At 68.3% G+C, this 26,136-nt stretch carries 23 protein-coding genes and 4 pseudogenes; 10 read left to right on the forward strand and 17 right to left on the reverse strand.

Annotated elements, in window-relative coordinates; all coding sequences use genetic code 11:
* Positions 1–208 precede the first annotated feature (208 nt).
* Genes G4G29_RS01160 through G4G29_RS01170 form a run of 3 tightly spaced genes read left to right on the forward strand, consistent with a single transcriptional unit; the run spans position 209 to position 3,371 of the window.
* On the forward strand, positions 209–1,489 hold the full coding sequence (locus G4G29_RS01160; protein WP_183151549.1) for an extracellular solute-binding protein: 1,281 nt from the start codon (positions 209–211) through the stop codon (positions 1,487–1,489).
* Positions 1,489–2,469 (forward strand): sugar ABC transporter permease, encoded by a 981-nt coding sequence (locus G4G29_RS01165; protein ID WP_244632306.1) that lies wholly within the window; start codon positions 1,489–1,491, stop codon positions 2,467–2,469. The genes G4G29_RS01160 and G4G29_RS01165 overlap by 1 nt, the downstream gene beginning before the upstream one ends.
* Entirely contained in the window at positions 2,466–3,371 is a 906-nt protein-coding gene (locus G4G29_RS01170; protein ID WP_244632307.1) for a carbohydrate ABC transporter permease, read from the forward strand. Before G4G29_RS01165 ends, G4G29_RS01170 begins: the two co-directional genes overlap by 4 nt.
* On the opposite strand, the gene G4G29_RS01175 is transcribed toward G4G29_RS01170, so the two are convergent.
* The 3 genes from G4G29_RS01175 to G4G29_RS01185 all read right to left on the reverse strand — a co-directional run bounded on the left by G4G29_RS01175 (position 3,304) and on the right by G4G29_RS01185 (position 7,552).
* Positions 3,304–4,839: a mannitol dehydrogenase family protein gene (locus G4G29_RS01175; RefSeq protein ID WP_202045479.1), complete on the reverse strand. Its 1,536-nt coding sequence runs from the start codon at positions 4,837–4,839 to the stop codon at positions 3,304–3,306. The two genes, G4G29_RS01170 and G4G29_RS01175, sit on opposite strands and share 68 nt — an antisense overlap.
* Before the next feature lie 131 nt (positions 4,840–4,970).
* Positions 4,971–6,617, reverse strand: a complete 1,647-nt coding sequence (locus tag G4G29_RS01180) for an integrase (protein WP_183151550.1) — start codon at positions 6,615–6,617, stop codon at positions 4,971–4,973.
* 92 nt (positions 6,618–6,709) lie between these two features.
* On the reverse strand, positions 6,710–7,552 hold the full coding sequence (locus G4G29_RS01185; protein ID WP_183151551.1) for a substrate-binding domain-containing protein: 843 nt from the start codon (positions 7,550–7,552) through the stop codon (positions 6,710–6,712).
* Positions 7,553–8,031: 479 nt separating this feature from the next.
* Between G4G29_RS01185 and G4G29_RS01195 the strand changes: the two genes are divergently transcribed.
* The 3 genes from G4G29_RS01195 to G4G29_RS20995 are packed head-to-tail and all read left to right on the forward strand — an operon-like array spanning position 8,032 to position 9,916.
* Positions 8,032–8,529 (forward strand): hypothetical protein, encoded by a 498-nt coding sequence (locus G4G29_RS01195; protein WP_183151552.1) that lies wholly within the window; start codon positions 8,032–8,034, stop codon positions 8,527–8,529.
* The gene (locus G4G29_RS01200) at positions 8,526–9,689 is read left to right on the forward strand and encodes a hypothetical protein (protein WP_183151553.1); all 1,164 of its coding nucleotides are present in this window, start codon (positions 8,526–8,528) and stop codon (positions 9,687–9,689) included. The genes G4G29_RS01195 and G4G29_RS01200 overlap by 4 nt, the downstream gene beginning before the upstream one ends.
* Positions 9,620–9,916 carry a type II toxin-antitoxin system RelE/ParE family toxin gene (locus tag G4G29_RS20995; protein ID WP_244632308.1) on the forward strand — a complete coding sequence of 99 codons (297 nt, stop codon included), beginning with the start codon at positions 9,620–9,622 and terminating at the stop codon, positions 9,914–9,916. Before G4G29_RS01200 ends, G4G29_RS20995 begins: the two co-directional genes overlap by 70 nt.
* Before the next feature lie 15 nt (positions 9,917–9,931).
* On the opposite strand, the gene G4G29_RS01210 is transcribed toward G4G29_RS20995, so the two are convergent.
* Positions 9,932–10,369: a VOC family protein gene (locus G4G29_RS01210; RefSeq protein WP_183151554.1), complete on the reverse strand. Its 438-nt coding sequence runs from the start codon at positions 10,367–10,369 to the stop codon at positions 9,932–9,934.
* A 38-nt stretch (positions 10,370–10,407) separates the two neighbouring features.
* Positions 10,408–10,758: a TraR/DksA C4-type zinc finger protein gene (locus G4G29_RS01215; RefSeq protein WP_183151555.1), complete on the reverse strand. Its 351-nt coding sequence runs from the start codon at positions 10,756–10,758 to the stop codon at positions 10,408–10,410.
* 340 nt (positions 10,759–11,098) lie between these two features.
* Here G4G29_RS01215 and G4G29_RS01220 point away from each other — a divergent pair, with 340 nt between their 5' ends.
* Positions 11,099–11,827: a hypothetical protein gene (locus tag G4G29_RS01220; RefSeq protein WP_183151556.1), complete on the forward strand. Its 729-nt coding sequence runs from the start codon at positions 11,099–11,101 to the stop codon at positions 11,825–11,827.
* 40 nt (positions 11,828–11,867) lie between these two features.
* Entirely contained in the window at positions 11,868–12,131 is a 264-nt protein-coding gene (locus G4G29_RS01225; protein WP_183151557.1) for a hypothetical protein, read from the forward strand.
* Positions 12,132–12,255: 124 nt separating this feature from the next.
* On the opposite strand, the gene G4G29_RS21000 is transcribed toward G4G29_RS01225, so the two are convergent.
* A complete protein-coding gene (locus tag G4G29_RS21000) occupies positions 12,256–13,398 on the reverse strand; it encodes an MMPL family transporter (protein WP_244632309.1) in 1,143 nt (380 codons plus the stop codon).
* Positions 13,399–13,483: 85 nt separating this feature from the next.
* A pseudogene (locus tag G4G29_RS23765) lies at positions 13,484–14,794 on the reverse strand (MMPL family transporter); the annotation flags it as partial.
* A gap of 96 nt (positions 14,795–14,890) precedes the next feature.
* On the opposite strand from G4G29_RS23765, the gene G4G29_RS01235 reads away from it, so the two are divergent.
* Positions 14,891–15,436, forward strand: a complete 546-nt coding sequence (locus G4G29_RS01235; RefSeq protein WP_244632310.1) for a TetR/AcrR family transcriptional regulator — start codon at positions 14,891–14,893, stop codon at positions 15,434–15,436.
* A 114-nt stretch (positions 15,437–15,550) separates the two neighbouring features.
* On the opposite strand, the gene G4G29_RS01240 is transcribed toward G4G29_RS01235, so the two are convergent.
* From G4G29_RS01240 to G4G29_RS01260, 5 genes and pseudogenes are all read right to left on the reverse strand, one after another.
* Positions 15,551–15,694, reverse strand: a complete 144-nt coding sequence (locus tag G4G29_RS01240) for a hypothetical protein (RefSeq protein WP_017202962.1) — start codon at positions 15,692–15,694, stop codon at positions 15,551–15,553.
* A pseudogene (gene purL / locus G4G29_RS01245) lies at positions 15,694–18,022 on the reverse strand (phosphoribosylformylglycinamidine synthase subunit PurL). Before purL ends, G4G29_RS01240 begins: the two are co-directional and overlap by 1 nt.
* Positions 18,023–18,056: 34 nt before the next feature.
* Positions 18,057–18,419 carry a type II toxin-antitoxin system RelE/ParE family toxin gene (locus G4G29_RS01250; protein ID WP_183151559.1) on the reverse strand — a complete coding sequence of 121 codons (363 nt, stop codon included), beginning with the start codon at positions 18,417–18,419 and terminating at the stop codon, positions 18,057–18,059.
* Positions 18,416–18,658 (reverse strand): ribbon-helix-helix protein, CopG family, encoded by a 243-nt coding sequence (locus G4G29_RS01255; protein ID WP_183151560.1) that lies wholly within the window; start codon positions 18,656–18,658, stop codon positions 18,416–18,418. The genes G4G29_RS01250 and G4G29_RS01255 overlap by 4 nt, the downstream gene beginning before the upstream one ends.
* Before the next feature lie 123 nt (positions 18,659–18,781).
* A pseudogene (locus tag G4G29_RS01260) lies at positions 18,782–19,740 on the reverse strand (YafY family protein).
* Positions 19,741–19,843: 103 nt separating this feature from the next.
* On the opposite strand from G4G29_RS01260, the gene G4G29_RS01265 reads away from it, so the two are divergent.
* On the forward strand, positions 19,844–20,299 hold the full coding sequence (locus G4G29_RS01265; protein WP_183151561.1) for a VOC family protein: 456 nt from the start codon (positions 19,844–19,846) through the stop codon (positions 20,297–20,299).
* A gap of 320 nt (positions 20,300–20,619) precedes the next feature.
* Here the strand turns inward: G4G29_RS01265 and G4G29_RS01270 are convergent.
* From G4G29_RS01270 to G4G29_RS01290, 5 genes and pseudogenes are all read right to left on the reverse strand, one after another.
* Positions 20,620–21,051, reverse strand: a pseudogene (locus G4G29_RS01270) (SGNH/GDSL hydrolase family protein); the annotation flags it as partial.
* Positions 21,048–22,001 (reverse strand): DUF4185 domain-containing protein, encoded by a 954-nt coding sequence (locus G4G29_RS21010; protein ID WP_244632311.1) that lies wholly within the window; start codon positions 21,999–22,001, stop codon positions 21,048–21,050. The pseudogene G4G29_RS01270 and the gene G4G29_RS21010, both read right to left, overlap by 4 nt.
* Before the next feature lie 288 nt (positions 22,002–22,289).
* Entirely contained in the window at positions 22,290–24,410 is a 2,121-nt protein-coding gene (locus G4G29_RS01280) for a hypothetical protein (RefSeq protein ID WP_202045484.1), read from the reverse strand.
* A 38-nt stretch (positions 24,411–24,448) separates the two neighbouring features.
* Positions 24,449–25,261 carry a carbohydrate ABC transporter permease gene (locus tag G4G29_RS01285; RefSeq protein ID WP_183151562.1) on the reverse strand — a complete coding sequence of 271 codons (813 nt, stop codon included), beginning with the start codon at positions 25,259–25,261 and terminating at the stop codon, positions 24,449–24,451.
* Positions 25,261–26,136, reverse strand: coding sequence for a sugar ABC transporter permease (locus tag G4G29_RS01290; RefSeq protein ID WP_183151563.1), 876 nt, complete (start codon positions 26,134–26,136; stop codon positions 25,261–25,263). The genes G4G29_RS01285 and G4G29_RS01290 overlap by 1 nt, the downstream gene beginning before the upstream one ends.

The raw sequence follows: 26,136 nt of genomic DNA on the forward strand, positions 1-26,136 counted from the left end.
CGCTCTTGTGGCAGCGGATCCCGGCACCAGGCGTCTCACACTCCCCGATTTAGCCCTGGTAATCAAACAGAAACACAACCGTTACACCCTCTTCAATGAAGAAGCTATTGTAATGCAACCGTTTGCACGTTAGCGTGAGAATCGGTTGAAACACCCGTTCATCGGGCGCCTTTCGGGGCCCGTCGAGGAAGACCATGGAGGAACGAGAATGGCAAGACGCACCTTGATCGCGGCGGCCGCTTCACTGGCCGCGGTGCTGGCCGTCACCGGCTGCAGCTCCGGCGCCGGGAACGACGGAGAAGGCGACGCCGAGAGCGGAGACCTCCGCGTGTGGCTCATGCAGGATTCCGTGTCCGACGATGCGGTCGCGTGGCTCGAAGACGAGTTCGCCGCCCAGAACCCCGGCTCCACGCTGACCGTCGAGATGCAGCCATGGGACGACATCGTCTCCCGGCTCCAGACCTCGCTCGCCAGCAAGTCCGAGACGCCGGACATCGTCGAGATCGGCAACACGAAGACCGCGACCTTCGCGAACGTCGGGGCGCTCGCCGACATCTCCGACCTGTACGACGAGGTCGGCGGCGACGACCTGATCCCGAGCTTCGTCGACCAGGCGACACTCGACGGCAAGACCTACGCCTACCCGCTGTATGCCGGAACCAGCGTCGTGTTCTACCGCACCGACCTCCTCGAGAAGGCGGGCATCGCCGCACCCGAGACGCTCGACGATCTCGTCGCGGCAGCCGCGACGGTGCAGCAGGCGAACCCCGACGGCGTCGAGGGCTTCAAGGGCATCTACTTCCCGGTCGTCGATGTGCACGGTCTGGAGGGCTGGCTGTTCTCGCACGGTGCGAACTACGCCGAGGAGAAGGACGGCGCCTGGGTCAGCGGCCTCGACACCCCGGAGGCCAAGTCCGCGCTCGAGCAGATGCAGACGCTCTGGCAGAACTCGGCGCTCGGTGCGCTCGACGCCAAGGAGACCGCTGGCAACCCCTGGGTGCCGTACAACAACGGCGAGGTCGCGATGTTCTCGTACCGCGTGTTCGCGCAGGACAGCATCTCGGAAGATCTCGCTGGGGTCACCGGCGTGATGGCGCTGCCTCCCGTCGAAGCGGGCGGGGAGAGCCACCAGTTCCTCGGCGGGTCCAACGTGGGCATCGCGGCGAACTCCTCGAAGCAGGAACTCGCGAAGAAGGCCATGAAGCTCATCCTCAGCGAAGACTTCATGAGTCAGCTCGCCGAGGACTCCGGATGGGTACCGGGCAACACGCAGTACGCGTCCGCCATCCCCGACGGCATCGTCGACGCCGAGCTGCAGCAGCAGATCGCCGACACGAGCGCCCTCACCCCTGCCGCCCCGAACTGGGCGATCGTCGAAGGCAACAACATCCCGGTCGATCTCTACTCGGCGATCGCCAAGGGCGAGGACATCGACGACGTGGTCACGCGCATCGGCGCGAAGATCGAAGAGACCCTCAACGCCGACTGATGATGTCCACTCCCGTGATCGATGTCGAGGCCGCCCCCGAGGCGACCCCGCAGCAGCCCGCTCCCCGCACGCGCCCGCGTCGCGTGCGGGGGGCACTGCTCCCGTACCTGCTGATCACCCCGCTCCTCGTGGCGGTGCTGATCGCTCTCGGCTGGCCGCTGCTGCAGCAGTTCCTGATGTCGCTGCAGAAGTTCGGGCTCGCGCAGCAGTTCGGTGCGGAGCCGGAATGGGTCGGACTCGCCAACTACGGCAAGATCCTGACCGACCCGAACATGTGGGTCGTGTTCTTCCGCTCCGTGCTCTTCTGCGCCGTGTGCGCCTCGCTGTCGATGGTGATCGGGATGCTGATCGCGCTGCTGCTGACCAAGGTGAGCAGCTGGGCGCGCATCGCCCTGCAGGTGACGCTGCTGCTCGTGTGGGCCACACCCGCGCTCGTGACCATGGTCATCTGGCAGTGGCTGTTCGACGCCCGCTACGGGCTGGTGAACTGGATCCTCGCGCGCATCGGCTTCCCCGACATGGCCGGGTTCCCGTGGACCTCGACACCGATGGGTGTGTTCACGATCGCCGCGATCACCGTGATCTGGGGCAGCCTGCCGTTGATCGTCTTCATGATCTACTCCGCGTTGACCCAGGTGCCCACCGAGGTGCTGGAGGCCGCCGAACTCGACGGCGCGGGGCCGTGGACGCGCTTCCGGCACGTCACGATGCCGCTCATCACACCGGCGGTCATGATCGTCGGACTCCTGCAGATCGTGTGGGACCTGCGCGTGTTCACGCAGATCTACGTGCTGCAGCAGGCGGGCGTCTCGATCGAGGAGACCAACCTCCTCGGCACCTACATCTACCGGATCGGCATCGGCCAGGGCGAGTACGGCGATGCGTCGGCACTGGCGACGATCGTGCTGATCCTGACCCTGCTGCTCACCTGGAAGTACATCGCGAAGATGTTCGCCCAGCAGAAGGAGGCCGCGGAATGAGCGTCCCGATCATGACCCGTACGACCGACATCCCCGCGGTCGTGCCCCCGCGCTCACGCCGCACCATCGGCAGCCGCAACGACGTGCGGCGGCGCACCTGGAACGGCGTCGCGGTCGCCGCCGCGTTCCTCCTGGTGTTCCCCATCTACTGGATGGTGAACACCGCCCTCTCCGACAACGAGGAGCTCTTCTCGCGCACGCCGCGGTTCTTCCCGTTCCCGCTCAGCTTCGACAGCTTCGCGGGGATCCTCGCTGACAGCGGCTTCTGGTCGGCGCTCGGCATGAGCGCCGCGGTCACCGTGGTCGTGGTCATCGTCGCGGTGCTGTTCGGATTCTTCGCGGCCATCGCCGTGAGCCGGTTCCGCTTCAAGGGCGGCGGACTCATCATCCTGCTCGTGCTGATCGTGCAGATGATCCCCACCGAGGCACTGTTCATCTCGCAGTTCCGCATGCTCGACGGGTGGCACCTGCTCAACACGGTGGGCGGCCTGTCGCTGCTCTACATCGGCACGGTCGTCCCGTTCACGGTGTGGCTGCTGCGCGGGTTCATCCACGGCATCCCCGCCGAGCTCGAAGAGGCCGCGATGGTCGACGGGTGCAGTCGGTTCGGGGCGTTCATGCGGGTGACCCTGCCCCTTCTCGGACCCGGAATCGTGACGGCATCCGTCTTCGCGTTCCTCCAGGCGTGGAACGAATACACGCTCGCCCTCGTCGTGATGACGAAGCCGGGCAATGCCACTCTGCCGCTCTGGCTGCAGACCTTCAGCAGCGAGCTGTCGGCCACGGACTGGGCGGGCATCATGGCGGGCGCCACGCTGATCTCGGTACCGGTCGTCATCCTGTTCCTGTTCGTGCAGGGTCGCCTCGGCGCAGGCATGATGGCCGGTGCTGTGAAAGGCTGACGCCGGAGGGGGAAGAGCGCCGGTCCTGCGGGGCCGGCGCTCTCGCGTGCGGCGCGATCAGTCGACGTGGTCGTCGAGCATCCGGCGCACCTCGGGGTCGGCGGCGAGGTCGGGGGCCAGCAGGTCGAGCAGCGCGTGGTGCGGGTCGTCGCAGGATGCCCGCGTCGCCAGGTCGGTCGCGGCCGCGTCGTCGAGCGGGCGTCCGGCGACGACCTCGGCGACGACGAACTGCGTCCAGGCGGCGATCGCGACGATGCCCGCCTCTCCCGTCTCGCCCTCGGCGCGCGCGCGGCGGACCGGTTCGACGATGCGGGCTCGCAGCTTCAGACTGCCGTCTGCGGCGATCTGGCGCAGGTGGTGTGCGATGCGCGGGTTCGCGAAGCGGGTGAGCAGGGCCTCGCGGTAGTCGGGGGAGGGCGAGGTCGACGCCGGTCCGGTGCGCGGACGGCTCGAGGCGCCGCTGGGCGAGATCCCACAGGTCGTTCACGAGAGCGGCGCATTCGGGGTCGGCGATGGCCTCGGCCACGGTCTCGTGTCCGCGCAGGGCACCGTCGTAGGCGAGGAGCGAGTGCGCGCCGTTGAGCATCCAGAGCTTGCGCTGTTCGAAGGGCTCGATGTCCGACACGAACGAGGCCCCGGCATCCTCCCAGCGCGGGCGTTCGGCGCGGATGCGTCCGCTCAGGATCCAGCTGTGGAAGGGCTCGGTGACCACCAGCGCCTCGTCGTGGACGCCGGTGCGCGTCGCGATGGCGTCGACGTCGGCGGGGGCGGTGCGGGGCGTGATGCGGTCGACCGAGGTGGTCACGACGTCGACGTGCGCGTCGATCCAGGCGCCGAGCAGCGGTGACGTCAGCGAGGCGAGGTCGGCGAGGGCCGTCCGCAGCGCGGTGCCGTTGTCGTCGAGGTTGTCGCACGGGATCAGGGTGATCGTGCTGTCGGGGAGAGCGCGCCGTCGGGCGTCGAGCGCCCAGAGCAGCCGAGCGGGCATGGACCGCAGGACGCCGTTCTCGACGGCTCCCGGCACGTCGTCGTGGTGATCGGCGAGGGCTCCCGCCAGTGCGCAGATGTCGGCCGTGACGTCGGGGTCGGCGATGTCGAGGCGGCCGTCCGTCCGGCGGCGATAGCCCTTCTCGGTGACCGTGAGCGTCACGACCGCGACCTCCGGGCGCGTGAGGTAGTCGCGCAGCGCGTCTGTGTCGCCGCCGTCGTGCGCGGCGACGATGCTCTCGACGGTCTCGAGCCGATCGCCGTCCGGGCCGCGGGTGAGCAGCGTGTAGACGTCGTCCTGCCGCTCGAGGGTCTGGGCCGCTTCGGGTGAGCGCCCGGTGAACGCGGCGATGCCCCACTCCCGCCGGGCGTCCGCGTGTGCGGTGTACCAGGCCTGGTGGGCGCGGTGGAAGGCGCCGAGTCCGAGGTGCACGATGCGGACGGGCGCGCGAGGGGCGGTGCGGTGGGGACTGTCGTGCACGGGGCTCCTCGGCTGGATCGTCGACCCGGCGGAGGGCCTGCATTCAACCTATGATGCGGACAACCATCATGCAAGCGGTTGCACTGCTGGGGTCGGCGAATCAGCCGTCGCGAGCAGGGCGGCGCCCTTTCTTACTCGAGGAGGTTGGCGACCTCAGGGCCTCCGGGCGCTCCGACCAGGGCAAGACTCAGCTGAGCGCGCTCGGCGAGCTGGAGCGCGCTCTCTGAATGCGCGATGCGCGCGTGCGTGATCCGGTCAAGCCCTGCGCCGACGAGGGGCGCGCAGGTTCTCAGCGTCGCATCGCGGGCGAGCGTGTCAGTCGAACCGCCGTGCATCACGATGTTGCGTTGCCGGTAGAGCCGTCGCATAGCACCACGCACGTGTGCCTCCACATCGTGAAGGGTGTGGCGCTTGGCTGTCATCAGACGAGTCATGCGAGATTCCGCTGCCCGATCGGAGGATGCTCGGAGCCTTAGCGACTGCCCGCTCGCCAGGGCGGAGGCGACGATCGCGCTTCGCTCCTGATTGGACGACGCTGCGGCCAGGCGGATGCTGATGGCATCCGGCACAGCGGGGGAGTGCTGATACGACAGTGCGGTGAGATCGGCGCGGGGCCAGGAGCACGCAACGAGTGACGCCATCCGGTCGGCTGCGACCGCTCCGCGTCCGAGTTTCGAATCCTCCGGGTCTTGCGACGACACGAGGAGCGCCTCGACCGCAGCCCATCCAGACGCGATCGCAGGGCCGGGAGAACCCAGGTTGAGCACAGAGGCGAGCTCAAGAGCGTCATCGAGGTCGGTCCGGTCACTCACGTCATAGAGCCGAGATTCGGCGACGAGAGAAAGGACGAACGCTCCACGGCTCGTCCGCTCGAGCTTGAATGGGCGTGTCGATCCCGACACCCAGATGGACCCTTGCGGCTCGGGAGCTTCTCCCCGCCCACGGGCGAGCGTCGCGCGCGATATCAGGCGGTCAACACGCTCGGTGGCGAGAAGCGCGGCGCCCAGCGGATCGCGTGCACGCACGTGGTATTCGAATCCGCCCACCTGGCGAACCCCGGAGGTGCTGCTGCCGTTGCCCAGGAGCCATTGCCGCACGAGCGCCCCGGAACGCCAGGTCGGTTCCATGCTGGTCTGCGACGTCGTCGCCCTCGGAACGGAACGGAACGGAACGATGACGCTGTAGTCCGCCTCGGGCTTGGTGGCGAGGATTCCCGCGGAAACAAGCAACTCTTCAAGAGTCGACTGAGCCCGGATGTGTTCCTGCGCCCATCGCCGCAGGTACGGCAGGCTGTATCCCAAGTCGAGAAGGTGCGATCCGACGGCGCGAGCGAAGCGCTCAATCGAGGGCCTTCTTCCGCCGCGCAACAGCTCGAGCCAGCGATCGATATAACCATCGGCTGCCATCTCTGAGAGCTCGCGGAGGCGACGCACATGACGGCTACCATCCTGGAGAGGACTGCGAAGCGTCTCGGTGAGGTGCTTGCGCAGCGCGGCCTCGCCGAGAGCGGGATCCCGCCCAGCGATACGTTCCGCGTCTTTCGCGAGCCAGGCCACTGCGCCGTCGCTGAGGACCTTTCGGCTACGCCATTGCGCAGCTTCGATCACCTCGTCCAACACGAGGCATGTCCCGACATCCCACAGGCGGCGTTGCCATGGCGATGTCGCCTGGAAGAAGTCGAGGAGACGAGCGCCGACGAGGTCTGCGTATGTCGATGAACCGAAGGACTCCTGGGCCGGAGTTGTGCTTGTGCCCGGGGCGGCTGCGGCGTTGCTCATGCTCCGATGATGTCGTAAACTACAGGCAGGCGTTCAACGCCGAAAGACTAAAAGTGGAGAACCGCCTGAGGGCCGTTCTCCACTTTCTTTCGTTAACTCATCCTCGCGCGCAGCAGACGCGTTGTCGTCGACGCCCGCTCCCGCACGACGGGCTGCAGCAGCATCCGTACCGGCGCGCGGTCGCCCCCGCGCCCCAGCATCCGCAGCAGCGTGGTCGCCGCGAGGCGTCCGATCTCGCGCTTCGGCGGTGACACGGCCGTGAGCGGGAGCGGGGCATTCGCGGCCTCCTCATCGTCGAAGGCGACGAGGGCGAGGTCGTCGGGAAGGGAGAACCCCGCCCCTGCCAGGTGAGGCAGGAGTGCCGTCGCCTCACGGTCGCCGAGGCAGACGACGCCGTCGAGCCCCGCAGAGTGCGCCCGGTGCGCGTAGTCCGCGAGCGCCACGTCGTCCCACGAGTCCCGACGCGCCACCGCGCCAGGGAGGTCGACGAGGGTCAGGTCGTCGATCGCGCGACGGTAACCACGCAGTGCGGCGTCGGCCGTCGCGGTGTCACGGCGCCCGAGGAATCCGAGGCGCCGACGGCCCCGTCGTGCCAGGTGCCGCACGGCCGCGTACCCGCCGGCGACGACATCGGTGCATACCGCCGAGAGCCCGTCATCCGGCGGCGAATCCGTCGGCATCCGTTCCATCAGCACCACCGGCGTCGGCAGGGCGCGCAGCAGGTCGAGGCGCGCCGTGGGGTCGGCCAGGTGCAGGGTGGGCGTGATCAGGAGGCCGGCGCACCCGGCGGCGAGGAGCTCCCGGATGCGGCGGATCTCGAGGGCGTCGTCGTACTCGCTCGAGGCGATGCGCAGCGTCGCGCCCGCCGCCCCGGCCACCTCCGCGATCCCCTCGACGACAGTGGGGAAGTAGTAGGTGCGTGAGGGGACGATCACGCCGATCAGGGGCTCGCGCGCCGGGACGCCCGCACCGACACATACGTTCCTGAGCCCTGACGGCGCACCACGACCCCCTCGTCGACGGGCGCCCGACCGCCCGCCGCACGGTGTTGATCCCGACCGCATACGCCGACGCCAGGGCGGCCTCGGTGGGCAGGCGCTCGCCGGCTGCCCACTCGCCGGAATCGATCCGCTCGCGGAGCTGCTGCGCGAGGCTCACAAAGAGCGGCTGCGTGTTCGGGAACGCTCCCATCACGCCCTCCTCGGCTCGATGATCGTTCGTGCAACCGTATTCATTCCGTGCCGTGGGAACAAGAGGGGGCGATAGGCGAGACCCGGTGTCCGGGACTCGTGAGCGCCCGATTCCTTCCTCCACTCATTCCCCTTCTCCGCCCTTCCGTTGACCGTCGGAGTCGGCACCCGCCACCGTGGCAGACACGACGACTCCGCGCCCGGCGGAGCGGAAGGAGACACCGATGAGACGCACACGCTGGCTGTCGGCGCTGGTCGCCGCCACCCTTGTCGCGGGAGGGATGGTCGCCGCCGGCGGTGCCGCATCCGCGCAGACCGTCACGACCGACCTCACGATCACCTCGCCGAGTGACGGCGACACCGTGAGCGGTTCGACGCTCACGGTCGAGGGGACGTTCGCGAACGCCTCCGAACTCGTTCTCGTCGTCGGAGCGCAGGAATTCGTGCCCATCCCCGTGACCGGAACCGCGGGGACGTGGAGCGTCGACCTCGATGTCTCGGACATCGACGGCCGCCTCGACCTCGCCGTCCGGGGACGCGACCTCACCACGCTCTACACGACCTGGTCGGAGTTCCTCGCCGTGAACGTGCACCGCCCCGCTGCGGCGCGCCCGGTGGTCACGATCGTCTCCCCGCGGAAGGCGCCTATGCAGGATCGTCGCTGGACGTGGTGGTCGATGTGGACGCTCACCGAGCCCTGTCGGCCGTGGAGGTCCGTGTGAACGGAGGCGCCTGGCAGGCTGCCGTCGCCCAGGGCGGGGGCGCGTACGCGGCATCTTTCCCCGTCTCCGGGGCCGAGTTCGCGAGCATCGAGGCACGCGCGACCGACGTCAAGGGCCTGAGCGCCGACGCACCGACCACCTACGTCGCGCTCGGCGGGGCCACCGCCGAGACGCCCGTCGTCTACGACCAGGATCGCGCGATGTGGATCTGGGAGCGCGCCTCTTATGAAGCCGTGTTCGACGGGGATGCGCGAGACCGGCTCGGCGACGTGATGGACGACACCACGACCTTCGGATCCGACCCGATCCGAACGATCTACCTCGGCGTCGACAGGTACGGCACGACCGACATGCTGCGCGACTCGCGCGCCGAGGTCGCGGCATTCGTGGAGTGGGCGCGGGCCCGCGGCTACCACGTGCAGGCGACGGTTGCCGGCGGTACACGTCCGCCGTACCTGGGGGCGCTCGAGCAGTTCGAGCATTTCGCGATCGACGAGTTCGAGAAGGTCCTCGACTACAACCTGAGCGTGCCCGCGTCTGCGCGCTTCGACGGCATCAACGTCGACATCGAACCGTACATCCTCAGCGAATGGAAGGAACCGGGCAACGGCGGGCTGCCGAACCGCTGGCTGGAGATACTCGACACCCTCATCGACCGCCGCGACGCGTCCGGACTCCCGACACTCGTCGGGCCGGCGATCCCGCGGTGGCTGGACTCCTCGACATGCTGCACCGCGATCACGTGGAACGGGCAGACCAAGCCGCTCAGCGACCACATCCAGGACATGACCGACTACATCGCGATCATGGACTACCGCGACACGGCAGACGGCAGCGCCGGCATCATCGCGCAGGCACAGCACGAGATCGACTACGCGAACCAGATCGGCAAGCCGAACTCGGTCGTGGTCGGCATCGAGACCAAAGATCTCTCCGGAACGGGCGACCCTGAGACGGTGACCTTCTGGGAGGAGGGGCGCACCTACCTGGAGGGCGAACTCGACAAGACCTACACCGCGTTCCAGGACGACGCCTCGTTCGGCGGCATCGCCATGCACCACTACGACGACCTGTTGATGCTGCCCTCGGCGTGGGACGACACCCCGCCCGTGTACTACCCGGTCCCGGGTGCAGGACCCGGGGGGCCGGCGCTGCCCTAGGTCGCTCTCGTGGCGGGGCAGTCCTCTTCGGGGCTGCCCCGCTTTCGGCGTCCAGGGCGCTGGAGAAGGAGCCGCGTCCGAACGGAGTCCGGAAGCTGACCGGGTTCGACAACGCCTGGCGCGTCCGTATCGGCGATCATCGCGTGTTGTACGAGGTCGTCGACGACGTCGTGCTGGTGACCGTCTTCCGGGTCGCGCACCGCCGGGACGTGTACGGCGATCTCTGACGCGTCCTGCCCGGCTCAGTTCTTCGTGAGGTCCTGGGCGAACATCACGAGGATGCCGCTCGGGCCGCGCAGGTAGGTGAGCTTGTACACGTCCTGGTAGTTCGCGACGCCGCGCAACGGGTGGTAGCCGTGACGGGCGGCGATCGCGAGGGACTCATCGATGTCGTCGACCGAGAAGGCGATGCGGTGCATCCCGATCTCGTTCGGCAGTGTCGGCTCCGTCTCGATCGCGTCCGGATGGATGTATTCGAACAGCTCGATCTGGCCGCGTCCGTCGGGCGTCTGCAGCACCGCGATCTTCGCGTGGTTGCCGTCGAGTCCGACCGCCGTCGACGCCCAGTCCCCACTCACCTCGTCGCGGCCGAGCACGGTGAGGCCCAGGTCGGTGAAGAAGGCGATGGTGGCTTCCAGGTCGCGGACGGCGATTCCGACGTTCTCGAGTGCGATGGGCATGGGGGGATGCTACTCGCGATCGCCGCTCGCGTCAGGGGTCACCGTCCGAGCTTCTCCGCGCAGTCGACGCAGTACTCCGCGAACGGTCGCACCTCCAAGCGGCCGACGGGGATCGGGCGGCCGCAGTTCGCGCAGAACCCGTAGGTGCCGGCATCCATCCGCGCCAGCGCCTCGTCGACCTGCCGGAGTTCGGCGGCCGCGGCGTCGGCGAGCCCGGTCAGGCGCGACCACTCCGACGAGAGGGTGACGCCTTCGGGGTCGTGCTCGTCGTCGTCGTTCGAGCCCTCGCGGTCGTGCATGAGCTGTCCGAGGGTCGCGGCCGTCGTGCGCACACGTTCCTCGGCCTGCGCGCGCCGCTGCTCCAGCAGTGCGCGCAGGTCGGAACTCATGCGCCCCACTCTATGCACGACCGAGGACACGGGCTCTACCGCGATCCTGGTTCCGCTTCTCTGGTAAGCCTCGAAACCGCTCGAGTTGAGGGCGTGGACCTCAGTTCACGGTCGCAGTTGCAGAATTCCGGAACACGATCGCCCAGGCGCGGTGCCGGCACGTCGACTCGCCTTTCGCGAATTCTCCCGCAAACCCGGAGGAATCCACGTCTGACAGGGTCTGAGAGGTGGCTTCATGTCCTCCAAAATGGGGACAGACAGGCGGTGCTTTGACGCCTAGCCTCCTCCCGAAGGCAGCATTCGCTGGCTCCATGGGGGCGGGGGGAAATGAGTACCTTCTATGTACACTCACAAGTCACAGGGCCTGGGCGCTGTGGGCGCAGTCGTTGCGCTCATGGTCACGTTCGGAACCGCGCCGTCTAATGCGGTGGCCGATGACCCACCTATCACCGTGGAATCTTTTCACGATCGACTCGAAGCCGAAGCAGCATCATCGTCTGAGGCGGCAACCGATCTGAGGAAGTTCGAAGAGTTATCCCCCTCCGACCAGCAGAAGTTGATGGACTATCTCATGGATCCTGAGGTGAGCGCTGCTTTCGAGCACACCGCGCAGACCGGCGAGAGCGTGAGCGTCGAGAACGGAGATGTGAAGACGAGCTTCGACGTGAACACCGTGAGCACACCGACTAATACGGGGGCCTCCGCGGGTAGTGGGCTGAGTGCGCAATCTACGGCCAGCATCGAATACAACGTGACCGCGAGCTACGTCGTGGAACAGCGCATCCTGGGCGTGCTCATTACGAAGCTGTCCCAGACTTTCAAGTACGTGACGGGGAGCGGTGTCGTTCTCAGAACGTCAAGTTGCACTGCTGCAGCGTTGAATTACAACTTCACCGTCGTGCTGAGTAGCTCAGTGAGCCATTACATGCTCGCCGGCGGAATGGCCGAGTGCGACATCGTCTGGAGGGGCTACATCGCCTACAAAGGCTCCGGAATCCAGATTGACAAGATTCAGAGTCTGGTCGTCAATGGACCGGGCGTGGTCTCACGGAGCCTCCAGAATATCTAGCCCTGAATAGAGCATTCACATATGAGAAAGGAGGCGGGACATGGAGAAGACCGTAGAAACAAGCACCACCAGTTGGATTCCCGGGACGGTATGGGTGTTACTCGGTGCGGGCGTCGTGTTCATCTGGATCCCGGTGGTGAGTTTCGTATGTATCGTGCTCGGGCTCCTGACCGCGTATGTCGGCGTGCCAAAGACGAACTCGAGACGCCGAGCAATGCTCATTGTCGGGTGGGGGCTCCTCGCAGCACTGGCTCTTGTGCTCGTGGTTGGTGCTACCGTCTGGAACAGCTTCCAGCTTCTCTGAACTGAGACAACTGCCCCCCCGTCCCCACCACGGAGCGGATTCCCTCACGCGGTGAGGTCGCAGATTCGCGCCGGGTCGCAGGAACACTGCGACCCGGCTGCGGATCTGCGCCGCCGCGGCCGCCTCAGCCGCGGGAGGTCGGGACCGAGTCGGTCGTGGTCGGAACGGCCACGGCCTTCATCCCGGGGTGGTCGCGCTCGAGGGCGGCGCCCTCCATGTCGACGTTCGGCAGGATGCGGTCGAGCCAGCGCGGCAGCCACCAGGCCGAACGCCCGAGGAGGTGCATGAGCGCGGGCATCAGCAGCATCCGCACCACGAAGGCGTCGAGCAGCACACCGAACGCGAGGCCGAAGCCGATCGACCGGATGATCGTCGACTCCGAGAAGATGAACCCGCCGAACACCGACACCATGATCAGCGCCGCGGCGATGACGACCGAGCGCCCGGCGCGGAAGCCCTGCGCCACGGCATCCCGCGCCGAAGCGCCGTGCACGTAGGCCTCGCGCATGCCGGAGGCGAGGAACAGCTGGTAGTCCATCGCGAGCCCGAACAGGATGCCGACGAGGATCACGGGCAGGAAGCTCAGGATCGGCCCCGTGCTGTGCAGCCCGATGATCTCGGCACCCCAGCCGAACTGGAACACGGCCACGATCAGGCCGTACGTCGCGAACAGCGAGAGCACGAACCCGCCGGTCGCGATGATCGGCACGAGCAGGGAGCGGAACACGACGATCATGATCAGCAGCGAGAGTCCGACCACGACCACGAGGTACAGCGGCAGCACCCCGGCCAGCGCCTCGGAGATGTCGATGTTGATGGCCGCCTGGCCCGCGACCCCGAGCGTGATCCCGTCGGCGATGTCGGGCATCGAGCGCAGGTCCTGCACGAGCTTCTCGGTGGAGGCGCTGTTGGGCCCCTCCTTCGGGACCACCTGGAATGCGAGGAGGGTGTTGTCGTCGGATGCCGCGATCGGCGCGACCGCCACGACGTCGTCCTGGTCGGCGATGGCCTGCGCGATCGTGACCTGCGTCGACAGCAGGTCGTCGTCGCTCACCGCGTCGTCGAGGGTCGCCGTGACGAGCAGCAGACCGTTCGCGCCCTCGCCGAACTGCTCGTCGACGGTCTGGAACGCGCGGTAGCTGGTGGAGTCGCTCGGCTCGCTCGAGCCGTCGGGCAGTCCGAGGCGCATCGACATCGCCGGGATCGCGATGATCAGCAGCGCGACGACGCTCACGACCGCGGTGACGACCGCACGCAGGGTCGACATCCGCTTCACGGGCTTTCCGGCGGCATGCTCCTGACCGATCGTCGCGCGCGCGGCGGCTGAGCAGGCGGGGACCGACGAGCCCGAGGATGGCCGGGGCGAGGGTGATCGCGACGAGCACGGCCACCGCGACGCACACCGCGCCGACCGTGCCCATGAGTCCGAGGAACGGCACACCGGTCACGTTGAGGGCGAGCAGCGCCACGATCACGGTCGTGCCGGCGAACACCACGGCCGTGCCGGAGGTGCCGGTGGCGAGGCCGATCGATTCGCGCACAGGGACCCCGGCGAGCAGTTGCTTGCGATGCCGGTTCACGATGAACAGCGAGTAGTCGATACCCACCGCGAGGCCGAGCATGACGCCCAGCACCGGGGTCACCGAGGCCATGTCGACGACGCCCGAGAAGGCGAGGGACGCCGTGACGCCGACGCCGACCCCGACGATCGCGGTCACGATCGGGAGAGCGGCGGCGATGAGGGAGCCGAGCATCACGATGAGGACGATCGCGGCGAAAGCGAGTCCCACCGCTTCGCCGACGCCGAAGATCTCGGGAACGCCCTGAGCGATGTCGGTGCCGAAGTCGACCTCGACGCCGTCGATCGGAGCGGATTCGAAGTGCTCGATCGCGCCCTGCTTGACCTCTTCCGAGAGCTCGAGGCGCGGGTCGGTGAACGAGATGTTGACGATCGCGGTGGATCCGTCTTCCGAGACCACGCCGATGCCGTCGGCGAGCTCGAGCAGCGTCGAGCCCAGCGCCACCTGGTCGGCGTTGTCGTCGAGGGTGATGCGGGACTGGTCGAGCTTCGCGTTCTGCGCCTCGAGGTCGGCCGACTGGGCGTTCAACGCCGCCAGCTGCGCGTCGAGCTCGGCGAGCTGCTCGGGGCCCGCGCCGGCCTGCTCGGCCTGGGTGCGGGCGGCCGTGAGCTGGGTGAGCCCTGACTCGAGCTGTGCCCTGCCGGCATCGATCTGCGCCTGTGCGGCATCCACCTGGGTACGGCCCTCGGCGATCTGGGTCTGACCGTCGGCGAGCTGCTGCGCCTGATCCGCCTGCTGCTGCTGCGCATCGAACGGATCGATCACACCGGCGACGCCGTCGAGATCCTCCGCGCTCGCCGCGAGGGCGGAGATCTCCTCCTTCTGCGCATCCGTGAAGGGTTCGCCGTCTTCCGTGCGGTACACGACCGTGCCCGTGCCGCCGGCCGTGTCCGGCAGCTTGTCGGCAAGTGCGTCGGTCACTTCGCCCGAGGCGGTGCCGGGGATGTCGAAGCTGTTGCTCAGCGTGCCGCCGAGGGTGAGGAAGGCGCCGACACCGAGGCCGAGGATGAGCACCCACGACACGATCACCGTCCACGCCTTGCGCGCGGCGAATGAACCCAGACGGTACAGCAGTGATGCCACAGTGGTCTCCTTCAGACTCAAAGAGCATACGGTACGTCTCGTCTAGGGATCTGTGGCTATCCTGAACGCATGGTGAACGAGCATCGGAGCGGGCCTGTGCGCAGCACGGCGGCCCGCGAGGCGATCCTCGATGCGACATCCCGTCTCTTCCACGCGCAGGGGTACGACCGGCTCACGATCGAGGGCATCGCGAAGGAAGCCGGCGTCGGCAAGCAGACGATCTACCGATGGTGGTCGTCGCGCGGAGCCCTCATCGCCGACTGTCTGGTGGACGGACGCCTCATCCCGGTCGACTTCGTCGTGCCGGATACGGGAGACCTGTTCGCCGACGTCGAGACGTGGGTGCAGTCGGTGTTCGCGATCCTCGCGACGGCGCAGGGGCAGGCACTGCTGCAGTCGCTCGTCGCGGCCGCGGCCGAAGACGCCGCGGTCGGTGCACACCTCGGGGCGAGTCTCGGCGTGGAGCAGCATCTCTCGGAGCGGTTGCGCGGAGGGATCCGCGACGGTCAGCTGCCCGACGACGCACCGGTCGCACAGATCGGCCGGGCCATCCTCGGGGCGATCATCGTGGAGTCCCTGGGGCGTGAGACGAGCGGTCCTGAGGGGATCATCACGCTGATGCGGTATCTCTTCGCGCGCTGACCCCGCTCGCCCTCGCACTCGTTCCTCGCGCGAGGGGTCAGGACACGCCGCGTGCGGAGGTACGGATGCGGCGAATCGCGACCCCTCGCGGCTCGCGCTCCCGCGTGCGGGGGCTCAGCCGAGGAGCAGGGTCAGCACGGTCGCGCCGCCGCCGCCGAGGATGAGCGCGACGATGACGGTCCACGCGATGATGCGGATGCGCCGGTTGCGCTTCTCGCCGAGATCGCCGTAGTCCTCGCTGAGGCCGTCGCCGCTCATCAGGCCACCGGCTCGGTGACGGTCGGGCCGAAGTACGAGGGGAGGGTGGCCTGCGAGCGCTCACGCAGTTCGGCGATCGACACGGTGAAGACGCCCTGAACCTCGAGCTTCGCGCCCTCGGTGTCGGTCACGCCGATGCGCATCACCGGGTAGCCGCGTCCCTCGCAGAGGCCGCGGAACTTGACGTCGTCCTCGCGCGGCACGGTCACGAGCACGCGGCCGGTCGACTCGGAGAACAGGGCAGATGCGGCATCCACACCGTCGCGCTCGATGATCTCGTTCAACCAGACGCGGGCGCCGACGCCGAAGCGCATGACGCCCTCGGCGAGCGTCTGGGCCAGGCCGCCCTCCGACAGGTCGTGCGCCGAGGAGATGAGCCATTCGTCGCGGGCCGCCGCGAGCAGGCCGGCGAGGCGCTTCTCCCCGGCGAGGTCGACCTTCGGCGGGCGTCCGCCGAGGTGCTGGTGCACCACGTCGGCCCACGCGGAACCCGACAGCTCGGTCGCGGTGGTGCCGAGCAGGTAGATGTTCTGGCCCTCGTCCTGCCATCGAGGGGATGCGCCGCGAGACGTCGTCGATGATGCCGAGCACGCCGACGAGCGGGGTCGGGTGGATCGGCACGTCGCCGGTCTGGTTGTAGAACGAGACGTTGCCACCCGTCACCGGGGTGCCCAGTTCGTAGCATCCGTCAGCCAGGCCGTCGACCGTCCGGCCGAACTGCCACATGACCTCGGGGTTCTCGGGAGAGCCGAAGTTGAGGCAGTCGGTGATCGCCGTCGGGGTCGCACCCGTGACGGCGACGTTGCGGTACGCCTCGGCGAGGGCCAGCTGTGCTCCTGCGTACGGGTCGAGCTGGCAGTAGCGGCCGTTGGCGTCGGTGGCGATGGAGAAGCCGAGGCCGGACTCCTCGTCGACGCGGATCATGCCGGCGTCGTCGGGGAAGCTCAGGGCGGTGTTGCCGAGCACGTAATAGTCGTACTGGTTGGTGATCCAGCTCGTGTCGGCCAGGTTCGGTGAGGCGACGAGAGACAGGAACTGCTCGCGCAGCACCTCAGGGTCGGAGGAGCGGGGGAGGTTCTCGGCGGCATCCGCCTGCAGTGCATCGATCCACGTCGGGTACGCGACGGGGCGGTCGTAGACGGGTCCGTCGACCGCGACCGTCGAGGGGTCGACATCGACGATCCGCTGCCCCTGCCAATCGATGATGAGTCGGCCGTCGCCGGTGACCTCGCCGAGCACCGAGGTCTCGACCTCCCACTTGTCGACGACGGCCATGAACGCGTCGAGCTTCTCGGGGGCGACGATCGCCATCATGCGCTCCTGCGACTCCGACATGAGGATCTCCTCGGCCGTGAGCGACGGGTCGCGCAGCAGCACGTTGTCGAGCGAGACCTTCATGCCGCTGTTGCCGTTGGCCGCGAGCTCACTCGTCGCGCACGAGATGCCGGCGGCGCCCAGATCCTGGATCGCCTCGACGAGCTCGTCGCGGTACAGCTCGAGGCAGCACTCGATGAGCACCTTCTCGGCGAACGGGTCGCCTACCTGCACGGCCGGGCGCTTGGTCGGGCCCGTGGAATCGAACGAGTCCGAGGCGAGGATGCTGGCGCCGCCGATGCCGTCGCCACCGGTGCGGGCGCCGAAGAGCACGACCTTGTTGCCGACGCCGGTCGCGTTCGCGAGCTTGATGTCTTCGTGACGGAGCACGCCGGCGGCGAGCGCGTTCACGAGGGGATTGGCCTGGTACACCGCGTCGAAGACGGTCTCGCCGCCGATGTTCGGCAGGCCGAGGCAGTTGCCGTAGAAGCTGATGCCGCTGGTCACGCCGTGCACGACGCGGGCGGTGTCGGGGTGGTCGACCGCGCCGAAGCGGAGGGCGTCCATGACCGCGACGGGACGAGCGCCCATCGAGATGATGTCGCGGACGATCCCTCCGACACCGGTGGCCGCGCCCTGGAAGGGCTCGATGAACGAGGGGTGGTTGTGCGATTCGGCCTTGAAGGTGACGGCCCAGCCCTCGCCGATGTCGACGACGCCCGCGTTCTGCCCCATGCCCACCATGAGGCGTTCCTTCATCTCGTCGGAGACCTTCTGGCCGAAGCGGCGCAGGTAGTTCTTCGACGACTTGTAGGAGCAGTGCTCCGACCACATGACGGAGTACATGGCCAGCTCGCCCGAGGTGGGGCGGCGACCCAGGATCTCCTTGATGCGCTCGTACTCGTCGGGCTTGAGTCCGAGGGCGCCGTAGGGCTGCTCCTTCTCGGGCGTCGCGATCGCGTTCTCGACGGAGTCGGGGACGTGCTGGGGGGAAGGTGCAGGGGCGGTGGTCACGCGCACTCCAAAGGAAGGGGCCGGCGGGGCAGCTTCAGTCTACCGGCGCGGTCGGTGCGCCTCTCCCGCGAGCGCTGGGTCTGGCCGCAAGGGCTGCAGCGATGTCTCTCCTCGTGTGGAGCACGCGGTGGACTCGCACGGTGTCCGGATCATCGGTGTAGATGACGAGGTATGGATGGCCTCGAAGAGGGAAGGCGCGGATGTCGGGAATCTCCGTCACCAGCTCGAAGCGGGCCGATCCCAACGCCGGATACGCAGCGAGCTGGCTCATCGCGTGCTGGAGGTCGTCGATGAACGCGATCGCGACCGGTGGCCCTGCTTCATCGAGGTAGCGGGCGACCGCTTCGTCGATGTCCTCATCGGCCCGCCTGGTGGTGACGACCCGCCCTGCGGTCACGCGTCGGCGGCGTCTGCGTGGACGCGGTCTCGGAGTCGATCGAAGTACGCCTCGTCTACGTCGGAACCTGGTCCAGATGTCATCCCGTCGATGACCAACGACCGCAGCTGCTCGCGAGCCTGCTCGTGGCGGATCAGCTCGCGCATGAACTCGCTGCTGTTGCTGTAGCCGCGTTCGGCCACCTGCGTTTCGACGAAGTCCTTCAGTGCGTCAGGAAGCGAGATGTTCATCGTGGCCATGCCTCCACGCTAATGCCGATGGCAAAGTTTGTCATCGCACCAGTGAACCTCAAAGCCGGCCATACGTTTGCCCCGTGGCGGCGCAGTCACAGAGAAGGGGGAAAGGTCGCAAGGAATCCTGGATCAGGAGGAAGAGTCCGCCGCGCCCGCGGCCGCAAACCGCGTCGCCAACACTCCGGCGGCCTCGCGCAGCTCCTCCGGCCCCGTGACCGTGAACGGCGCATCGAACCGGGCGATCGCCGCGAGCACACCGATCCACGACCAGGAGCCGACCGTCACGCGGCACGAGCCGTCGGGGAGTTCTTCGAGCGTCCCGTCCTCGACCCACGGTGCGACCTCGCGGGCGGGAAGGGCGAGCAAGACTGTGCCGACGCAGGGCCAGCGATCCTCGGTGGTCGAGCCCTTCGCCCGCGCCGCCAGATACGTCGCGGCATCCGCCGCCGGCAGCGGACGCGGGGGAACGAGGGCCCGGTCGGGATGCGCGGATGCATCCGATCGAGCCGGAACGTGCGCCACTCGTCCGACTCGAGATCCCACGCGAGGAGGTACCAGCGCCCCTCGCGGGCGACGACCGCGTGCGGCTCGGTGCGCCGCGTGGGACGATCGTGATCGTCCCCGTAGTCGAAGCGCAGCACCTGCCGGTCGCGGACGGCGGCGCTCGCCGCCTCGAGGGTCGAGGGATCGACGCGGATATCCGCGGACGCGCCGGTGAAGCGGATGCCGTCGACGCGATGCCGCAGCCGCGAGGGCATCACCTGGCGCACGGTGGCGAGTGCCCGCGCCGCGCCCTCCTCGATGTCGACTCCGCTCGATGAGACGGTCTGCAACGCGACGGCGATCGCGACGGCCTGGTCGTCGTCGAACAGCAGCGGAGGCAGCTCCGACCCGGCGGCGAGGCGGTATCCGCCGTCCGGCCCCTTGGTCGCGCCGATCCGATACCCCAGCTCGCGCAGCCGATCGATGTCGCGGCGCACGGTGCGCGGGGTGACCTCGAGCCGCTCGGCCAGGACGCGTCCCGGCCAGTCCCGCGGCGTCTGCAACAGCGACAGCAGCACGAGCATCCGTGACGAGCTTCCGGTCATGTTCCTCAGTGTGCCCGAGGGAGAGGACAGAAACCGACCTCTACTGTCGAGATCGTTGTCTCACGACGGCCCGAACGGCGGACCGCAGCACAAGGAGACGATCATGACCCTCACCACGACCACGCACCTCAACTTCCGCGGCACGGCTCGCGACGCCCTCGACTTCTACCGGTCGGTGTTCGGCGGCACGGTCACCGCCGCCACCTACGGGCAGTTCGGCCTGCCGGAGGGTACGCCCGGCTTCGACAAGTTGGTGTTCGGGCAGCTGGAGGCTCCGGGCGGCATGCGCCTGATGGCCTATGACATCCCGGGGCAGGACGACCCCGACCCCGCGGCGACCTCGGGGACGACCGTGCGTCAGAACGGCGCGACGGTCACCGACCGCACGTTCTTCCAGTCGCTGCGGTCGGACTCCCTCGATGAACTCCGAGGCTACTGGGACGGCCTCGCCGAGGGGGCGACGGTGATCGAGCCCCTGGCGGCTTCGGCGTGGTCTGCCGGCTTCGGGATGCTCACCGACCGCTTCGGCGTGACCTGGGTCCTCGACGTGCAGCCCTGACCCCGGGATCCGCACCTCGACGGACTCAGGCGGGCGGCCACTGCGGATGCCGGGCCAGGGCCACGCGGGCCGCAAGGTCCGTGAGCACGGGGAGCCGGGGGTGTCGAAGCCGAGCATCTCGGCGAGCCCGAGCGCGAGCAGGGCATGCCCCGCGGCGCTCGGGTGGAACGCGTCGTCGAGCAGCCCCCACGGAGTGCCCTCGTTGCCGGGACCGGTCCCCGCGGAGAACTCAGCGAACGCGGCGTGCTGGTCCACGAGCAGCACCCCTCGTGCGCGGCCACGTCCCGAATCGTCTGTGCGAACTCGCCGATCCGTGCACGATCAGGGGCATGCAGCAGATCGACGGTCGGCGGGGTCTGCAGCACGGGAATGGCGCCGACCGCCCGCACCCGCCGGACGAGTTCCGCGATCGACTCCGCGAACGCCGACACCTCGATCACGGGGTCGAGCCACTCGGTGGTGCAGTCGTTCGTGCCGATCATGAGCGTCACCACGTCGGGCCGCCAGTGCGCGACGCGGCGGTCGAAGTCGCCCAGGATCAGGTCGGCACGCCAGCCCGTGATCGCGGTGTTGATCACGGCATCCTGTACGCGTCCGGCATCGCCCCGGATCAGCTCGTGGAGGTGGTCGACGTAGTTGCGCGCGCCGCGGGTGTGGATGAGGCCGTGCGTGATCGAGTCGCCCGTGAACACCCAGGTGAGCGGCGCACCGGAGGCGAGGAGCCCCCGGAGCGCCGCACGGTCGTCCGTCATCCGGTGACCTTCAGCTGCACGTCGATGAACCGCGGACGGTAGATCGAGGCGTCGTCGTACACGTCGCCCACGTTGTCGAAGGTGTTGACGTTGTATGACACGATGAGGCGGTTGCCCTGACGCAGGTTCGGGTGCTCGTGCGCGTTGTACGTGAACACATCGGGGTCTCCGTAGCTGCCCAGTGCCCCGGTCTCGGGTGTGCGGTACAACTCGACCGGGTCGGTGAACGGTCCCGTCGGCGAGCAGGAGGTGCGGGCGACGATCCGGGTGCTGAACAGCTCCGACGTGTCCTGCGTCACCAACAGGTAGCCGTCACGGAAGGGCGCGACGCTGAACTCGTTCGCGACATAAGGCACGACGGGCACGGCGTCGGTCTCGGCGGCCGACCACCCCGTGCCGTTCCAGTACGTCCAGGCGCCCTTGAGGCCGTCTGCGCCCTGCGCCCTGGCGACGTAGGCCGACCGGACGCCACCCGGGTCGGCGATGCCGTAGATGTACGTGATGCCGCGCTCCTCGAGCGTCCAGGATCCCCAGTTGATCCCGGTCGCCGAGGGAGGTCGACGATGCCCTCGAGCTGCAGCGTCTCGCCGTCGAGCGTCGCGAGCCGGTTCGCGGTCCAGGCGAAGTCCCACTGCCCGGTGCCGGTGCGGGCGAACTGCAGCAGCGGGACCTGCACGGTGCCGTGACGCCCGGGTGTGGGGTCGCCGATCCAGTACCACTTGCCGTCCGGCTCCGGGGGGATGATGCCGGCAGGGTTCTCGGGGGTGCCGCCGGTGATGGTGGTCAGGGTGCCGCGACGGTCCTGCACCACGACGGAGTTGTTCACGAACGGGGAGTCGGTCGGACGCGAGCCGTCGGGGTTCACCGTGCCGAGGAAAGTGTCCGAGAAGAACCAGCCCGTCTTCCCCTTGCCGAGCGGCAGGGAGTAGGTGCTGTCGCCGCCGGTCCATTCGCCCCCGGTGTTCCCGTAGGTGGTGAACTGCGCGGTCAGGTCCTGATCCACGGTCGAGGTCGCCGTGAGCGTCTTGTCGACCAGCGAGCACTGGCCGTGACCGTGTCCGCCGCCGTGCCCTCCTCCGGCGGGAACCGCCGCGCTCGCCGGTGCGGCGAACAGTGCGCCTGCGCAGAGGGATGCGGCGGCCAGACCGGCCGCGATCATGCGTCTTCTCATGTCGATCACTCCTTCGTGTTCGTTGGGGTGTTGCGTGGTCGTGCGGTCCTTCGCCGTCTGGGGTGCGTCATCGGCCGGGGGTCGCGGTGATCCCGCCCGACGCGTCGATGTCGTAGGTGCGGGTGCCGACGCGAAGGCCTCGCAGCACGGCGTGCGGATCGAGTGCCGCGACGCAGCCGGCCGCGCGCACCGCGCCGTCGGCGGCGACGGAGACTCCGAAGAGCGCCTCGATCACGAGCTCGACCCAGGCGCCGGACGACGAGCACGACCAGTCGATGATGTAGGGCAGCTGCGGCGGGGCCTTCCGCGCGCCGCCGCCGATCCCCGACACGGCCTCCTCCACGAAGTGCGCCTGCCCCATCGGGCCCTGGTTCGCCGTGCGCGACAGCCCTTCGATCCAGTCGGTCAGCACGCCGGGAGCGCCGAGGGCGGCGAGCGCACGTCCGGCGTCGGCGGGCCACGCGGGGTAGGCGCCGTTCCACTGGTGGTCGGGGCGCACGCTGTAGCTGGCATCCGGATCCCACGGTGAGAGGGCGCGCATCCAGTTCTCGGTCTGCAGCTCGCGCTGGAAGAAGCCGACCATCTCGTCGCGGATGCCCGGCGCCAGATCGTCCGCGATCGTGGTGCCGACCACGCTGAAGTCGTAGCAGTGCCGCACCGGCAGTCGTGTGCCGTCGGGCTGACCGGCGGCGAAGACCCCGGTGCCCGGAAGGTAGCGCTCGATCACGGCCGGGAGCAGCGCGTCGGCTTCGGCGCGCAGCGCGGCGGATGCCGTCTCGTCGCCCTGGAGCTCGACCAGAGCGGCGGCCGTGCGCATGCTCCACACGTTCGCGGCGTTGAGACCGGCGACCTCATGGGTGTACGAGCTCACGCATTCGAGGAGGTTGTCGATCTCGCCGTAGTCGGCGAGGGGCGAGTCTCGGCGTAAGTCCTTCCACGCCATCGCCCACTCCCGCACGGCGGCGGCGACGGTGTGATCGCCGACGATCTCGTCGAGGAAGGCGACGTCTCCGGTGAAGCGCACGTAGTCGTGCACGAGTCGCGTCATGGCGTAGTCGTTCACCGAGTACCAGCGCCCGACGGGTCCGCCGGTGAGCGAGGAGGTGCCGAAGTGCGAGTGGATGTCGAGTGAGATCCAGTGCCGCACCTGATTCCGCATCTCGGCGGGGTCGAGGAGCGCATGGCTGAGGGAGCTGAGGCTGTAGTCCCAGATGAACGTGGTCGTGCCCCAGTAGTTCGGCATCAGAGTGTCGTACGACCGCCCGAGCACGTTGCCGGCGAAGTCGCGGCGGAACCAGATCACGCCCAGCACGGCCCACCAGTAGAGGCGTCGCAGCGGGGCGGATGCCGTCTCGAGCACCGGCAGCGCGCCCGAGAACTCGCCGTCGTCGGGGTCGAACGCGGCGCGCAGCTGGCGGTTCCAGAACTCCTCCGCCGCGCGGACCGCAGCGGGAACCTCCGCCGTGACCTGGTCGTAGGTGCGCGAGGCGTCGCGTCGGGAGATGCCGACCGCCTGCACGTACGCGGTGTGCGCTGTCCCGCCGGCCGGCACGGTGAGGGTGGTCGAGAGCTCTCCGCCGCGACCGTTGCCCCCGATGCCGGTGTCGAACGCGTCGGGCAGTTCGGCGACTCCGCTCAGGGCCGCTTCGCCTCCGACGAGTCCCTGCACACTCCAGGCCGCCTCGTCCGCCGAGGCGAACACGAGGCGCTCGCCGTCGACCGTCACGGTGTCGCGCTCCGACGGCGACTCCGCGTCGAGCCAGGCGTCCGCCGAGCGGGTGACGCGGGCCGCGGCCGACAGGCCGATCCGCACCTCCCTCTCCCGCGCACCGGTGTTCCGCACCGCGATGTCGATCGTCACGGCGGTCTTCCCCGGCACGCACACGGTCGTGGTCTCGATCTCGAGCTCTCCCACGGTCGCCCGTCGCACCACCCGGTCCGGCCGCCACTCGTGGGTGACGGGCGCTGCGTACGACGCGAACAGCCGGCCGTCGATGAAGAGCACCCCGGTCTGGGTGAGTCCTTGCGACACGGGTGGGAACTGCACGGCGCTGAGGGCCGCGAGGTCGTGGTCGACCCGCACGGTGCCGAGCATGTTCGTCAGGCCCGACGGCGCGATCATGTCGTCGTAGTGGTGGGTGACCGCATCGGCGGACAGATCCTCGACGGTGGGGATGAGCGGATGCATGATGCCTTTCGCGGCGGAGTGGCGGCGGTGGATGCGGGTCAGTACTGCCCGAGTGCGAGGCCCTTGGCGAAGAACCGCTGGGTGCACAGGAACAGGATCACGGTGGGCAGCGACACGAGCACGGCCGCCGCGAGCACGACCGACATCTGCGCGCCGCCGTAGGTGCTCTGCATGCCGGACAGGGTGGTGATGATCGGGCGGATGTCGTCGGACTGGCTGAGCGTGAGGCCGAGCAGCAGGTCGTTCCACACGAACGTGGCCTGGAGGATGAAGATCGCGACCAGGGCGCTCGATGCCATCGGCAGGTACAGGCGCACGAAGATGCGCCAGGTGGTGGCGCCGTCGAGCACCGCGGCCTCGAACACGTTGTGCGCGACGCCCGTGAAGAAGTTGCGCATCACGAACGCCGAGAACGGGATCGAGATGACGGTGTAGATGATGACCATGCCCACGCGGGTGTCGAACAGTCCGATGCGCGAGTACGCGTCGAACAGCGGCAGCAGGACCATCTGCAGCGGGAACACCGTGCCGCCGAAGATCACCACGAACCACAGGAAACCGCGCTTGAGCCGCAGCGCCACGATCGCGAATCCGGCGGCAGCCCCCACGAGCACCGCGATGGTGGGCGACACGATCGAGTAGATGAGGGTGCTGAGGATGCTGTCGCCGAGGCCGGAGAGCTCGAACGCGTCGGCGAAGTTCTCGAACAGGTGGAAGTCGGTCGGGATCCAGGACTCCTTCGAGGTGAAGGTCATCGGGTCCTTCATCGCGTTGACGACGAGCAGGTACGCGGGCAGCAGCCACACGATCCCGAGGATGACGAGGACGGCGGTGCGGATGATCTTCGACATCACATCTCCTTCTTCGGGGAGAGCTGCTGACGCAGGTACAGCACCGACGCGACCAGGGTGATGACGGTGAGGAACACCGCGATCGCCGAGCCGAGTCCGTAGTCGCTGTTCACGAACGTCTCCTTGTACATGGTCAGCGCCAGGGTCTCCGACACCGTGCCGGGTCCGCCCTTGGTCATGCCCCAGACGATGTCGAAGGTCTTCAGGCTCGCGACGATCGAGAGTCCGACGACCACGGCGGTGAGCGGGCGGAGCATCGGCCACAGGATGCTGGTGAACAGGCGCACGCCGCCGGCGCCGTCGATACGCGCGGCCTCGAGCGGCTCCTTCGGGATGGCCTGCAGGCCGATCGTGAACAGCAGGGCGTTCACGCCGACGCCCTGCCACGACGAGGCGATGATCATGACGATCGTGTTGAGCGGGGCATCCAGCAGCCACCGCGGCGGGTCGGTGATGCCGAAGGCCGCGAGGGCCTGGTCGAGTGCACCGCCGGAGGAGAGGATGAACGACCACACCACGCCGACGCCGATGCCGGAGAGAGCGTAGGGGATGAGGAAGGGGAGGCGCAGCCAGATGCCACCGCCGAGGTTCCAGGTCAGCAGAGCGATCGCCAGGCCGATGCCGACCGGGATGATCAGGGTGCCGATCACCCAGAGCACGGTGTTCATCGCGGAGCCCACGAAGTCGCCGTCGGTGAACATCTCGACGTAGTTGTCGAGTCCGATCCAGTCGGGGCTGCCGAGGCCGTTGTACTTCGTGAAGCTGAGGAACACCGTCCACAGCAGGGGGAGGTAGAGCAGGACCGCGACCAGGATCACGCCCGGGGCGATGAAGCCCCGGGCGGACCACTGGTACGGCGTCTTCTGGTGCGCCAT

The sequence above is a fragment of the Microbacterium sp. Se63.02b genome (assembly GCF_014171575.1).
GTDB lineage: Bacteria > Actinomycetota > Actinomycetes > Actinomycetales > Microbacteriaceae > Microbacterium.